General features: G+C 60.3%; 10 protein-coding genes and 5 pseudogenes. 9 read left to right on the forward strand and 6 right to left on the reverse strand.

What is annotated here, in order from left to right:
• Nucleotides 1-118: 118 nt before the first annotated feature.
• Nucleotides 119-1,201, reverse strand: a complete 1,083-nt coding sequence (gene serC, locus AACY44_RS24675) for a 3-phosphoserine/phosphohydroxythreonine transaminase (protein WP_339437682.1) — start codon at nucleotides 1,199-1,201, stop codon at nucleotides 119-121.
• Between the two features lie 136 nt (nucleotides 1,202-1,337).
• Between serC and pdxR the strand changes: the two genes are divergently transcribed.
• The gene (pdxR, locus tag AACY44_RS24680) at nucleotides 1,338-2,834 is read left to right on the forward strand and encodes a MocR-like pyridoxine biosynthesis transcription factor PdxR (RefSeq protein ID WP_339416424.1); all 1,497 of its coding nucleotides are present in this window, start codon (nucleotides 1,338-1,340) and stop codon (nucleotides 2,832-2,834) included.
• 10 nt (nucleotides 2,835-2,844) lie between these two features.
• Here pdxR and AACY44_RS24685 read toward each other — a convergent pair whose 3' ends face one another.
• Nucleotides 2,845-4,143 carry a serine hydroxymethyltransferase gene (locus AACY44_RS24685; RefSeq protein WP_445261117.1) on the reverse strand — a complete coding sequence of 433 codons (1,299 nt, stop codon included), beginning with the start codon at nucleotides 4,141-4,143 and terminating at the stop codon, nucleotides 2,845-2,847.
• Between the two features lie 240 nt (nucleotides 4,144-4,383).
• Between AACY44_RS24685 and AACY44_RS24690 the strand changes: the two genes are divergently transcribed.
• The 5 genes from AACY44_RS24690 (at nucleotide 4,384) to AACY44_RS24710 (ending at nucleotide 8,933) form a co-directional block, all read left to right on the forward strand.
• Nucleotides 4,384-5,601 (forward strand): MFS transporter, encoded by a 1,218-nt coding sequence (locus AACY44_RS24690; RefSeq protein ID WP_339416428.1) that lies wholly within the window; start codon nucleotides 4,384-4,386, stop codon nucleotides 5,599-5,601.
• 155 nt (nucleotides 5,602-5,756) lie between these two features.
• Nucleotides 5,757-6,719 (forward strand): AurF N-oxygenase family protein, encoded by a 963-nt coding sequence (locus AACY44_RS24695; protein WP_339416429.1) that lies wholly within the window; start codon nucleotides 5,757-5,759, stop codon nucleotides 6,717-6,719.
• A complete protein-coding gene (locus AACY44_RS24700) occupies nucleotides 6,716-7,768 on the forward strand; it encodes a 2Fe-2S iron-sulfur cluster-binding protein (protein WP_339437680.1) in 1,053 nt (350 codons plus the stop codon). The genes AACY44_RS24695 and AACY44_RS24700 overlap by 4 nt, the downstream gene beginning before the upstream one ends.
• Before the next feature lie 36 nt (nucleotides 7,769-7,804).
• Nucleotides 7,805-8,506 carry a glutamine amidotransferase gene (locus tag AACY44_RS24705; protein ID WP_339531247.1) on the forward strand — a complete coding sequence of 234 codons (702 nt, stop codon included), beginning with the start codon at nucleotides 7,805-7,807 and terminating at the stop codon, nucleotides 8,504-8,506.
• Nucleotides 8,507-8,576: 70 nt separating this feature from the next.
• Complete coding sequence (locus tag AACY44_RS24710) at nucleotides 8,577-8,933, forward strand: antibiotic biosynthesis monooxygenase family protein (protein ID WP_065880860.1); 357 nt, start codon at nucleotides 8,577-8,579, stop codon at nucleotides 8,931-8,933.
• A gap of 165 nt (nucleotides 8,934-9,098) precedes the next feature.
• On the opposite strand, the gene AACY44_RS24715 is transcribed toward AACY44_RS24710, so the two are convergent.
• The 3 genes and pseudogenes from AACY44_RS24715 to AACY44_RS24725 all read right to left on the reverse strand — a co-directional run.
• The gene (locus tag AACY44_RS24715) at nucleotides 9,099-9,341 is read right to left on the reverse strand and encodes a hypothetical protein (RefSeq protein ID WP_339416434.1); all 243 of its coding nucleotides are present in this window, start codon (nucleotides 9,339-9,341) and stop codon (nucleotides 9,099-9,101) included.
• Between the two features lie 12 nt (nucleotides 9,342-9,353).
• Nucleotides 9,354-9,831: pseudogene (locus AACY44_RS24720) on the reverse strand (hypothetical protein).
• A 55-nt stretch (nucleotides 9,832-9,886) separates the two neighbouring features.
• Nucleotides 9,887-10,023: pseudogene (locus AACY44_RS24725) on the reverse strand (GNAT family N-acetyltransferase); the annotation flags it as partial.
• Between the two features lie 473 nt (nucleotides 10,024-10,496).
• On the opposite strand from AACY44_RS24725, the pseudogene AACY44_RS24730 reads away from it, so the two are divergent.
• The 3 genes and pseudogenes from AACY44_RS24730 to AACY44_RS24740 form a co-directional block, all read left to right on the forward strand.
• Nucleotides 10,497-11,141 (forward strand): annotated as a pseudogene (locus AACY44_RS24730) (hypothetical protein); the annotation flags it as partial.
• Nucleotides 11,138-11,524 carry a hypothetical protein gene (locus AACY44_RS24735; protein WP_339416436.1) on the forward strand — a complete coding sequence of 129 codons (387 nt, stop codon included), beginning with the start codon at nucleotides 11,138-11,140 and terminating at the stop codon, nucleotides 11,522-11,524. The pseudogene AACY44_RS24730 and the gene AACY44_RS24735, both read left to right, overlap by 4 nt.
• Nucleotides 11,525-11,599: 75 nt before the next feature.
• A pseudogene (locus tag AACY44_RS24740) lies at nucleotides 11,600-12,785 on the forward strand (IS3 family transposase).
• 97 nt (nucleotides 12,786-12,882) lie between these two features.
• On the opposite strand, the pseudogene istA reads toward AACY44_RS24740, so the two are convergent.
• Nucleotides 12,883-13,452, reverse strand: a pseudogene (gene istA / locus AACY44_RS24745) (IS21 family transposase); the annotation flags it as partial.
• Nucleotides 13,453-13,487 lie beyond the last annotated feature (35 nt).

Raw genomic sequence — 13,487 nt, forward strand, 5'->3', positions numbered from 1 at the left:
CTCCTTGCTGGACAATGGATCAGGCCGTGGCCAGGCGGTCATTTATAGCCGTTGAATGGTGGGGTTTGCCCCTACGCTTGTGCGCAGCAGACCAGACCACTTTTTCGCGCAGGGGCGGTTACCCATGTGCGCGTGCGAAGTCAGCCATAAAGTCAGTCAGCGCCTCGACTGCGGTCAACGAGACGGCGTTATAGAGGCTGGCGCGCAGGCCGCCGACACTGGCGTGGCCTTTCAAGCCGTTGAGGCCGGCGTCTTCGGCGCGGCGCAGGAAGGTCTTCTCCAGCGTCGAATCCGCCAGCACGAACGGCACGTTGTTGATCGAGCGGTACGCCGGCTGCACCCGATTGCGGTAGAAACCGCCGCTCTCGTCAATGACGTGATAGAGCCGGCGTGCCTTGGTCTGGTTACGCTCATGCAACGCCGGCAGACCGCCGTTGTGCTTGATCCACTTGAGCGTCAGGCCGGTGAGGTACCAGGGAAACGTCGCCGGGGTATTGAGCATCGACTGCGCATCGCTGATGTGGGCGTAGTTGAGAATGTCCGGAGTGAAGGCATGGGAGCGTTCCAGTAATGCGGGGTCGACGATGACCACCGTCAACCCGGCCACCCCCATGTTTTTCTGGGCGGCGGCATACACCAGGTCATGCCGGGCGACGTCCATCGGCTTGGACAAAAGGCTTGAACAGGCATCACACACCAGCGGTGCGGCGCTGTCGGGCGGGGCGATGAATTGCACGCCGTGGACCGTCTCATTCTCGGTGTAATGCAGGTAGGCGGCGTCAGGATTGAGGTGCCAGCTCGCTGCGTCAGGCACACGGTCGAAGCCGGTTGCGCGGGCACTGGCCGCGATTCGCACATCGCAATAACGCCGCGCCGCTTCAATCGCCTTACCCGACCAGAGGCCGGTGTGCAGGTAGTCCGCCGTGCCTTTGTCGCCCAACAGGTTCATCGGCACCTGGGCGAACTGCAGCGAGGCGCCGCCTTGCAAAAACAGCACTTTGTACGCGTCCGGCACGCCGAGAATGTCACGCAGGTCTTGCTCCGCCTGGCGGGCCACGTCCATGAACACGCGGGAGCGATGGCTGATCTCCATCACCGACATACCGGTGCCGGCAAAATCAAAAAATTCTTCGTGTGCCTGGGTGAGCACTTCCAGCGGCACCGCCGTGGGGCCGGCGCTGAAGTTGTGGGATCTGGCCATCGTCGCGTAACTCCTGTTCAAGAACACTCGCATCGTGCGGGCTCGCCACGCGCCGGGGCCGGGCTGGCGAGGGCTGGATTCTACGGATAGACTGGCCTGCCATTACAGGCCAATTCCAAAGGACTGAGCAGACCGCATGGCAAAAACCTTTGAGCTCGAAACCCTGAAAATGCGCCTCAACGACGTGGAGTTTCAGCTGCTGGACTTGCACCAGCGCATCCAGCGGGCGTTGCGCGCACTGATCCTCGACGGCGCCCTCGGCCCCGGCCTGAAACTGCCTGCCACACGGGTGTTGGCAAAGTCGCTGGGGTGCGCCCGCGACACCGTCGAGAACGCCTACGTGCAGTTGCATCGGGACGGGTTTATCGTGCGCCGCGAGGGTGCCGGCAGTTACGTCTGCGACACGGTCGGCGTCGAATTGCGCGGCGCCACACGCCGGCGCATCAAGGCCCAGGAAGTGCGCAGCAACGCCGCCGCACCCGGCGCCGAGCTGAGCCAGCGCGGGCGGATGATCTTCGAAACGGGCGGCGTCAGCGACCAGCAAGTCATCAAGGCCTTCGCCACCGGTTTGCCGGAAACCCGCAGTTTCCCCACGGATGTCTGGGAACGTCTGCAACGCCAGGTGATGAAGGACTATCGCGCCAACGTGCTCTTGCACGGCGACCCTCAAGGCGCCGAGCCGCTGCGCAAGGCGATTGCCACCTACCTGAACCTAGAGCGCGGGGCCAAGTGTTCGCCCGATCAGGTGCTGGTGCTGAGCAGCACGCGCCAGGCCTTGTACCTCTGCGCGCAGTTGCTGGTGGATGCCGGCAACCCGATCTTGCTCGAAAACCCTGGCTATTACGGCGCACGCAAAGCCTTCGAGATCGCTGAAGCCAAGGTGCTGCCCATCGATGTCGATGAACGCGGCATCCGCACCGACCTGCTGTACGCCGACCGCAGCGGCGCCAACTGCGTGTACGTCACACCGTCGCACCAATACCCCACCGGCGTGACGCTGCCGCTGGAACGGCGCCTTGAGTTGATCAACTGGGCGGCAGAAAAAGGCAAGTGGCTGATCGAGGACGACTACGACAGCGAGTTCCATTACGACGGACAACCCACCGCCTGCGTGCAGGGGCTGGACAAGTATCAGCGCACGCTCTATATCGGCACGTTCAGCAAGACGCTCTACCCCGGCTTGCGCATGGGCTACATGGTGCTGCCCCACGAACTGGTCAAGCCCTTTGCCTACGCGCGCAGCATGATGGACGGGCATACGCCGCAAGTGCTGCAACTGACCCTGGCGCGGTTTATGGAAGACGGTCATTACAACGCCCACGTGCGGGCCATGCGCAAGCTGTATGCCGGGCGACGCTCGATCATGCATGACGCCATTGGCAAGTACCTGGGCGAGGTCGTCACCGCCCAGTTGCCACCGGGCGGCTTGCAGATTCCGTGTCTGCTGAAAGCGGGCTGGAGCGAAGAAAAAACCATTCGCCAGGCGGCCACCGCCGGCGTGCAATTGTCCGGACTCAGCAAGCTGTACGCAGGCGAACCGCAGCAATACGGCTGGCTGCTGGGCTACTCGTCGTTGACCGCGTATGAAATCGAAGCCGCCATGCTGCGCCTGGCCAATGCGCTGAAAATCTAGAGGCAGCCGCTCAGTAAGGCAGCTTGAAACGCTTGGTCAGTTCGCCGATGCCTTCGCGAATCGAGCGCTCGGTGCGACTGTCGAGGGCGCCGCTGCGCACGCCGCCGAGCATGGCGAGGATCATGTCGCCGATCTCGCGAAATTCATCCACGCCCATGCCCCGCGACGTGCAGGCCGCGCTGCCGATGCGAATGCCGGAGGTGACACTGGGTTTGACCTCGTCGTCCGGCACGATATTTTTGTTCACGGTAATCCCGATCGCTTCCAGCGCCTGTTCGGCGACATTGCCGACCAGGCCCCACGGCCGCAGGTCAATCACGCCAAGGTGACAGTCGGTGCCGCCCGAGACCACCGACAACCCGCCTTCGGCCAAGCGCCCGCACAAGGCCTGGGCGTTCGCAATCACCGCATGCGCGTAGGTGCTGAACGCCGGTTGCAAGGCTTCGCCGAGCGCCACGGCCTTGGCCGCCAGTGTGTGCATCAGCGGCGCGCCTTGCAGGCCGGGAAACACCGCCGCATTGATTTTCTGCGCAATGCCCGGCTCGTTGCACAGGATCATCCCGCCGCGCGGCCCGCGCAGTGTGGTGTGGGTGCTGATGGTGGTGACGTGGGCGAACGGCACCGGCGACGGGTACGCACCGCCCGCTACCAGTCCGGCGACGTGGGCAATGTCGGCCATCAGGAAGGCCCCGACTTCGTCGGCAATTGCGCGAAAGCGCGCGAAGTCCAGCGCCCGTGAATAGGCCGAAGCGCCGACGATGATCAATCGCGGGCGTTCCTGGCGGGCCATCTGCTCGACCTGGTCCATGTCGACCCGATGGGTCAGCGGATCCACGCCATAACTGAGGGCCTGAAACCAGCGCCCGGACATATTGAACGCCGCGCCGTGGGACAGGTGCCCGCCGGACTTGAGGTCCAGGCCGAGGATCTTGTCGCCCGGTGCCAGCAGCGCCAGAAACACCGCCTGATTGGCCTGGCTGCCCGAGTGGGGTTGCAGGTTGGCGTAGGCACAGTTGAACAACCGCCGGGCGCGCTCGTTGGCCAGCTCTTCTACCGCGTCGACGTTGCAGCAGCCGGCGTAATAACGGCGGCCCGGATACCCTTCGGCATGCTTGTTGGTGAGCACCGAGCCCTGGGCTTCAAGCACTGCACGGCTGACAAAATTCTCGGCAGCAATCAGCTCGATTGACTGCATCTGGCGCTGGCGCTCGGCGTCGATGGCACGCCACACATCCCCGTCCGCCTGGGCCAGTGCGACGCCACTGAGCACCGGCAGCGCGTGCCCGTCTCGATAAGCGAAATGCGGCATGGTCACTCCCTGTGAAAACGTCGATTGGCAAACGGCGTCTACCCTAGCGGCCCACGGCCCGCGCCGGTATACCAGTTTGCGCCAGCGTTGCAGACCACTGCGCGGCGCTGCGCCACGGCGCCAGGCCAGTAACGCTGCAAAGTGGTCTGGTGAACCTTTGAACATTGGACTATCCCGCAAGACCAACGCCTCACTAAGCTCTGCGCCGGTTTTGTCACCCCCCATTCCCCAGGTTCTGCCATGACGTCTTTTCGTATCGGACTGCTGCCGCAGGTCGCAGCCGCGCACTTTGTCAGTCATCTGCACATCATGGTGCTGGCGGCGTTGTTTCCCCTCCTCCCGGCTTTTTTCGACGTCGATTACGTGCAGTTGGGCCTGGCCCTGAGCCTGTTCAACATCGTCACCGCGCTGGTGCAGGCGCCGATGGGGTTTGCCGTGGACCGCTTCGGCGCACGCCGCCTGCTGTTAGCCGCGCTGGCAGTGGGCAGTGGCAGTTTCCTGTTGATTGCACTCGTGCCCAGCTACCTTTGCTTGCTGATCGGCATGGCGCTGGCCGGCGTCGCCAACGCGGTTTACCACCCGGCCGACTATGCCCTGCTGTCCCGCCATATTGACCCTGCCCACATTGGCAAAGCGTTCTCCGTGCACACCTTCGCCGGCTTCCTCGGCGCCGCCGTGGCCCCGGTGTTTTTGTTGAGCATCGCCGTGGCGAGCACGCCGGCCATGGCGTTTGCCGCCGCCGCAGGCGTAGGGTTTGTCGCGCTGGCGGTGTTGTCGATACCTGGAGCGGCACGGGCCCAAGTCAATTATGTGTCGCCAGCGGCCGACCCGGCTCCCTTCGACACGCGTCGGCGCTCGTTGCTTTCGCCCTTGGTGCTGAGCCTGACGTTGTTGTTCGTGCTGCTGAACCTGAGCACCGGCGCAATTGAAAAATTCTCGGTCGCGGCCCTTATGCAAGGCCAGGGCGTGGCCTTGACCTGGGCCAACTCGGCACTCACCGCGTTCCTGTTTGCCAGCGCCTTTGGCGTGCTGGCAGGCGGTGCACTGGCCGACCGCACCCGCCGCCATGGCGTGGTGGCCGCCAGCGCGTTTGCCCTGGCCAGCGGGTTGATACTGTTGGTCGCCACGGCGCACTTGAGCGAGCTGGCACTGCTGCTGGTACTCGGTGTAGCGGGTTTCCTGACCGGGGTGATCGCGCCGTCCCGCGACATGCTGGTGCGCGCAGCGTCGCCGAAAGGCGCCGAAGGCAAGACCTTCGGCATTGTCTCCACCGGCTTCAATATCGGCGGCACCCTCGGCCCGATCGGGTTCGCCTGGCTACTCGACCAAGGCCACCCCAACTCGATTTTCTGGGCCAGTGCTGCCTTTATGGGCCTGACGGTCGCGCTGACCCTGATGCAGGAACGGCACTTGGCCAAAGCCCGGAAAATGCCCGCATCACACCCGCAATTCAGCTGACCTGGAGCAGTATCCCCGGCGTTTTTTTGCCGCAGACTTAAAGGGCAACGTCCCGCATTTATTACGCGGCAACCCGCTTGTGCGGCCCCGTCATGTTTGCACAGGACTGCGCGGTTAACCCGAACACCAATAGTTGTTTTCCTTGGAGTTAAAACATGGACCGTTTGAATTGTGGTACCGATGACGTGGTAAAAAACATGCTCGCCAAGTTGTCCGGGCTCTGGAAAACCCGCGCTGCCGTGAACAACCCACAACCGGATTACTGGGGCCTGGCCTTTGACCCGAAGAAGCAGGATTTCAGCCTGTCGCTGCTGCCGTTCCGTCATCACCAGGCCTGGCTCGAAGCGCCCCAGGACCTGCAATCCAAGTGCCTGTCCTACGCGTGGGGCATCTACAACCTCAAGACGATCTACATCGAATGCGACGTGGTGGTGCCCGCCTGCGAGGACATCATCAAGACCCCGCCACACAGCCACAATCGCGCCCTGCTGCAGGACGTGATGTCCCAGGCACTGCTGGACGAAGCCCTGCACACGCGTATGTCGATCATGGCCTGCAACTACATCTACGATATGCGCAAACTGACCCCGCTGGATTTCAGCGCGTTCAACCTAGTGACCTGGCGCGAAGCCCTGCTGGCCAACTGCACGGCCGAATGGGAGCGCCGCCTGACCCGTTTTGGTGTGGCGTGCGCGAGTGAAACGCTGATCACCGATTACCTCAAGACCATGGCCGAAGACACCAGCATCCAGGCGGTGTGCCACGAGGTCACACGCACCCACGCCATCGATGAATGGAGCCATTCCAGCGTGTTCAGTTTTGTCGCCTCCGACATCGTTCATGGCCTGAGTCGCACCGAGCGCGAGTACCTGCGCTCAATCATCCTGCGCACCGTGCAGATGTTCGCCAACAACGAAATGGGCGCATGGGCCAAGGTGTTCTCGATACTGCAGATGCCTCATGCCAGCGAGATCCTGCATGACGTGGGCGACAACAACGAAATCAGCGTATACACCGACTCGCTCCAGGCCCTGATCGACCGTGTCGGCCTGACGGGCAAAGGCCTGAGCAGCGCCGAACACGCCATCGAAACCTTGAGCGAGAAGGCCCGCGCATGAACGCCATGACCCCACTGCAGGCCCGTTGCGAACGCGTGACCATTGAAACCGCTGCGATCAACGTCTTCAGCCTGCGCGCCGTGGGCGCCCACGCCGAGTTCCTCGACCGCCTGGAACCCGGCAAGCACGTGGCGCTGCGCTTTCCGGACGCTACGGGCACGCCGCAGCAACGGCTGTATTCGATCACTCGCAGGCAAGGCCCCGACGGGTTCGAGATTGCGGTCAAGCGCGAAGGCCATGGCGGGGTCTCGGACCAGTTGCACGCTACCTTGCAGGAGGGTTCGCAGGTCGCGGTGGAGTTTGTGGCCGGGGACATCAGCCTGGCGTCGATCATCGGCTGCAAGCACGTCGGCATGCTCGCTGGCGGCATCGGCATCACCTTGCCAATCGCCTTGCTGCGCGGCCTGCTGGAACGCGCACGACGCGGCCTGGCGGTGCCCGAGGTAAGCCTGCTGTTGTGTGTGCCGACGGTGGCCGACATTCCCTTCCTGCATGAGTTGCTGGACCTGGAACTGAACACCCGCTGGTTTTCGCTGCAGGTCTTCATTACCCGCGAAGCTGCACGCAGCAACGGCCATTTCAGGGCCGGCCGCCCCACCGCCGCCGACCTGAACCTGCTGGGTAACCCGGACACGTTGGTGATCTGCGGCAGTCAACGTTTTGCCCAAGGCTTGCGCGACCAAACGCTGGCGCTGTTTCCGGACAGCCAATTGCTGATCGAATCCTTCTCCCCGCCTGTCAGGGCCGCGCAGGCACAACCTGCGACCAGCGATGCGCTGCGCCTGCACATCAGCCACACCGACGAGTTGCTGGAACTGCCCGCCGGCAAGAGCCTGCTGGAGATGCTCGAATCCAGCGGCATTGCAGTGCGCAGCCTGTGCCGCGCCGGGATCTGCGGCCACTGTCGGATCAAATTGTCCGAGGGCGAATACACCCTCGAGCCCGACTTTTGCCTGACCGATAAGGACAAGGGAGAAGGCTTTGCGTTGGCCTGCTGCACCTTCCCGCAATCGGGGACGATCAAGGTCGACCTCAACCCCACTGCATAAACCGTCACGCCCTTATTTCAACCGCTGAGTGTTTCCATGAAAACTGCTATTGCACTGCGCCACATTCATTTTGAAGACGTGGGCACCCTGGATGTGGTGCTGGCCGATGAAGGCTACACCCTGATTTACCTCGACCCCACCGTGGACACCATCTATAGGGAGCAGGTGCTGCAGGCCGACTTGCTGATTGTGCTCGGCGGCCCGATTGGCGCGTATGACGAAAACCTGTACCCGTTTCTGCACGACGAACTGGAGCTGGTGCGCCAGCGCGTGGCGTCCGGCAAACCGTTGTTGGGCATCTGCCTGGGCGCGCAGCTGATCGCCCGCGCCATGCACGCCAAGGTCTACCCGTTGGGCGTCAAGGAGATCGGTTTTTCCGCGTTGACCTTGACTCCGGCCGGCCAGGACTCACCGCTCGCCGCGCTGATGGACACGCCCGTGTTGCACTGGCACGGCGACCAGTTCGATGTGCCCGACGGTGCCGTATTGCTGGCCAGCACACCAGTGGGCGCCCACCAGGCGTTTGCCGTGGGCCGCACGATTCTGGGCCTGCAGTTTCATCTCGAAGCCAACACCACCCACATCGAACAGTGGCTGGTTGGCCACGCCAGCGAACTCGCCCACGCCGGCATCGACCTCGTCGCACTGCGCGCCACGGCCGCTGGCCTGGGCGATCGCCTGACCCGTGCTGCTGGCAACGTGATGCGCGCCTGGCTAAACAACCTGGGCCCCCGTTAACCCACTGACGGCGGGCAACCGCCGCGGTTTAAAACCACCTGAAAAAACCGTCAAGGATGAGGAGTCAATCATGATCGTCGTGTTATTCGAATTGCAGGCACTGCCGGGCCAGGGCGAGACCTATGTGGACCTGGTCAATAAGCTGACCCCGTTGCTGGAACCCATGGACGGGTTTATCTCCGTCGAGTGTTTTCAGAGCACGCTGAACCCCAAGAAGGTGATGTCGGTGACCACCTGGCGCGATGAAGAAGCCGTGGTGCAGTGGCGCAACGTCACCGCGCACCTGTCTGCACAACGTGCCGGGCGCGACAAGATCTTCGACGATTACCGCGTTCGCGTGACTTCGGTCATTCGTGATTACGGCCTGCGGGATCGTGAGCAAGCGCCGTATAACGTCGTTGTTGATGGAGCACACGCCACGGCGTAACGCCACGATGATCGTTCCCACGCGGAGCTTGGGAACGATCATGGTTTGGGCGCTGGAGGGCTGTCGCCGAGAGAGCGCTGCCGTAAGCATCACAACAAATGTTTGCGCCGCTGCTTCCTGTATGACAGGCATTGGAGCACTAAACCGCGGAGAACCCTGCCACCTTCAACCCATCTGCTCGAACCGCCGCCGCTTTAGGAACAACCCCACCCCCACTGCAACGGCAAAGATCGACAGCAACCCCAGGTCAAATCCAAGCAAGCGGATGTGGCTCGCCGCAACGCAGCCGACCGCCCCCATCGCCACCAGCAGTACCCCTAACCACTTGCGAAGCGGGTACGACTTAAGAAACCGATCGAGCAGAAAGAACAGCACCAGCGCAGCGACCAGTTGGGTAATGTCAGACATGGGTTTCTCCCGTCAGGTCTTGATGATCAGTGTCGAGGCGGTACGTTGCGGGCCGATACCGCCGTTCACCTGCGCCTTGATGCTCACCAGTATGTCGCCTGCATGATAGGTGGGCAGGGTTTCATTCACGTACATGCGCACACCGGCGCCGACGGGGGCCCCCACGTAGGGGGAGGCAACGTAAGAGGTGACGCCCGCGAAGGACGAGGCCGCCAAGTTGGCGATTCTGGTGCGCTGGGCGTTGAGCACATCGCCCTGCTGCCGAGTCAGCGGCTTGGAGATGCCGATCATCATCAGGCACGGCAGGTTCTCGGCCAGCATCTTGTCGTACACCTCGACGACCTTGCGGTTGACCTCGTAGTGCGCTCTTCGCCTCACCAAAATGCAGCTCGCGCAGCCGCCCGCGTTCGCTGTCGGTGAGGGTGATCTGCGAGACGTTGAACACGATCCCGTGATTGCCCATGTATTGGAAAGTCCCTTCGAACTTCATCGCACGCATCCTTTCAAGCCAAACGCGGGGGTTGTCTAGAAGGCGGGCGCTGGATTCAAATCATTTCACCTGGCTGGCAAGGTGCACAGCGCGGCGTAAGGTGCTGACGGTCATAATGATTGTCGAATTCACTGCTTTCGACGAAAACGAAGCCATGGCGGGTGTAAAACGGTTCGAGGCACTTTCTTTGAGGGGCCAATCATTTCGTAAAGTATCCTCCATGCTTGGCGGGAGCCCGATATAACTATCGGGCACTCGCTGTAATTTCATTTAACAATGATGCCTTCACAGAATCCTCGAAAACTTTGCTTCGACTACCCTCTAAATTTGGCAACCTGCATTGAAAATATAGGGGTTCGCGTCTTGCTTCACCCCGCTAGAAATAAAATGCAATAACCCCCGCATTCTCGCGCTGCCAATCCACGACTTATCTTTCGCCCTCCTATCAATGGATGCAGGCCGCTAGGCTTCCCCTATCAGGACGATAATCGATGCGCTTGATTCACTGGCACGACCGCGAGCGTTTAGGAATAACCTTCAAACAAATCGAGTCGCCTTTTTTTGCGGCCTCCGACGTGAGAAGCGCATTTGAGGGACGGTCATTCTCAACCATCAGCGGGCTTGATGTTCTTACGTTCGGTAGAGCCTGGGGCCAGCAAGAGATCCTGGACGACCTCAAAAACGTCCTACAGGAAATCGAGGCGCTGCATCAGCGGGCGTTCCTCAAGGATGGGCATTTACGATCACCTGAGTTTTTCAGTGAACGCAAACGCCTGCTCGCCCAGCTCGATACCCACCTGACATCCTTTGTGCGTAAAGGCACAGGCCTGCCTGATCATCCGAACCTGAAATCTGCATTAGGCATTTCAAGTCGAAGCCTCGTGCATCGCTGGACGCAGGCAGGGACACCTGGGCAGATCCCAGGTTATGCCACCCACATTAAAGGGATATCCAGAGCCGCTAAAGCCATGAAGTATGGCGGCTGGATCGGCATGGTTGTAGGCGCGGGAGCGTCCGCTCTGAAGGTTCAGAATGTCTGTTCAGCTGGTAATAAGGAGGCATGCGAGAAGGTCAAATACACTGAAACAGGCAGTTATATCGGCACGGTTGCCGGAGGCGCCGCAGCGGGAGCGTTTTTAACAGGCTCCGTGGTCAGCGCCTTATGCGTTGCGCTAGGCGTGCCGACTGTGGGGGCCGCGACCTTGGCATGCGGCATTGTGGTGGTGGGAGCCGGATCTTTCGCTGGGGGAACTGTTGTGGGCACCGCAAGTGAGAAATCTGGCGAAGTCATTTATGAGAAGACCAAATGACCGCTACCGAAACCCTTTTTGGATACCTGTCTGGCGGCGTTGTGCTGGGTATTATTGCTTGGATAGGGTTCGCACTGCATATGGCTTATACCCAGATGGATTTAATGCTGAATCACTTGACTAAATGCCCTGCGGTTCTGGCTAGAGCCCCGCTCAAAGATGGCGGCCCCTGGGGCAAACTGCTGCTCGTGGGTGGGCTTTCTGGGATCGTCACCTTTCCAAACGGTCTTCTCAAAAGAGGTCAGTTAAACGCGGAAGATTTGAGAACCTTCCCAGCACCACTTAAGCGAAAGCTGGCAATCCTGCAGTGGAGTGTCATAGGGCTTTTGAGCTTTGCTCTTCTGCTGTGGACCGTTGGCAAAGTAGTGGGTTGGCACGGCTAAAGTCCGGGTTGTGTAGTGATCTAATTTCCCCGGACACCCCGACAGGTGGAAAATGCACCTATTGAGGAGTTCTCCATGACCGGCAAACGCAAAGTATTCGACGACAGCTTCAAGCTGGAAGTTGTAAAGATGATCAAGGACCAAGGCCTGAGTGTTTCACAGGTTTGTCGTGATCTTGATATTGGTGATACGGCCGTTCGACGCCGGGTACAACAGTATGAGGCCGAGAAGTTGGGGCAAGCCGGGATCGGCAAGCCACTGACCTCTGAGCAACAGCGTATTCGCCAGTTGGAGCAAGAAAACCGTCAGCTCAAGATGGATAACGATGTATTAAAAAAAGCCACCGCCTTCTTTGCCCGCGAGCTGAAGTAACGTACCGCTTGGTTCGGCAGCTGCAACAGAAGGCTTATTCGGTGGCGTATGTGTGCCGTTTGTTGGGGGTTAGTCGATCCGCCTTCTACGAGGCCAACAAGCGCGCTGAGGCTCCTGCATCGATCTGCCCCGTTGCTCTGCAACTCAAGGCGTCGTTTGCTGAAAGTGGCGGCGTTATGGCAGTCGCCCATTGCGTAAAGCGTTAAGCGCAAAGGGTATGGAAGTAGGCATTTACAAGATTCGCCGCATGATGCGCGTCAACGGCCTGCGTTCGGCCTGGAAGCGTAAATTTGTGCACACCACCGACAGCAAACATGACCTGCCGATTGCTGAAAATGTATTGAACCGCCAATTTGAACCCGAGGCGGCGAACAAGGCCTGGGTAGCAGACATTACCTACATCCGAACCCGTAGTGGCTGGTTGTATCTGGCTGTGGTGCTGGACTTGTTCTCACGCAAGGTAGTGGGCTGGTCAATGGCGCCGAACATGCCCGCTGAACTGGTGTGCAGTGCAATGCAGCTGGCGGTTGCTCAACGTCAACCGCCACCCGGCTTGATCGCCCACTCGGATCGCGGCAGCCAGTACGCGAGTGCGAGCTACAGAGCGCTACTGGCCAGAAGTGACATGCAGCAAAGCATGAGCCGTAAAGGTAACTGCTGGGATAACGCAGTGATGGAGCGCTTCTTCCTGAGCTTGAAAATGGAGCGGGTATGGCGACGTGATTACGCCAACCATGCCGAGGCGATACGCGACATCACTGAGTACATCGTTGGGTTTTACAACAACGAACGGCTGCACTCGAAACTGGGATATCTGCCACCGACCGTTTACGAACGGGCAATGGCGTCAAAATCACCTATCGAGGTGTCCGGAATTAGGAAGAAATAGGGGTCAGAAGAAATAGGGGTCAGACCACCATTCTCAAGACCACCATTCTCATTTTTTTAAAGAGCAATGTTGCTGACCTTTGTAAAAACGTAGTCTGACCCCGATTTCTCCCACCACCCAATGCTCCGAACGAGCGAGTATGGGCATCAAACAACATCTCGTGACCTTGGCTGGGGTAGGCAACCAGCCAAAATGCACGGCTGGCACAGAGCTTCATGTGGGAGACCTGGATCCGCCTGAACAGCCCGCCGATCAGCAGACCTTCTTCACTCCAGTCGAACTGGAAAGCCTCGCCCAACGCGAACGTCAACGGCACAAAGGCTCGCAAGGATTTTCCTTGCTCGCCGCGCCACGCGCGGATAAAGGCGGTCAGCTGGCTGTAACCGCCGTCGTAGCCCTCGGCTTTGATCTGCTCGAAGAGAGCCTTTGCGGTTCTGCGGTTGTGTTTTGCCCGAAGCGAATCGGCTTTGAGTGCCTGCTCCAGCGTTTCGTGGAAAGGACTGAGCTTGTTGAAAGCGGCTTGCCGCTGGTACACCGGCTGTTTGGCTTCGGGGGCTCTGATCCACTTTCGGATGGTGTTTCTGGATAGCCCGGTACGCTTGGCTATTTGGTGCAGCGAGAGCTTGTCGCGGAAGTACATCCGCCGAATTTTTCCCATCATTTCCATGCTGATCACCTGGTATTCTCCTGCTCGGAAAGTGA

It is taken from the genome of Pseudomonas sp. RA_15y_Pfl1_P11, from assembly GCF_963970975.1.
In the GTDB taxonomy this organism is placed as follows: Bacteria; Pseudomonadota; Gammaproteobacteria; order Pseudomonadales; family Pseudomonadaceae; genus Aquipseudomonas; species Aquipseudomonas tritici.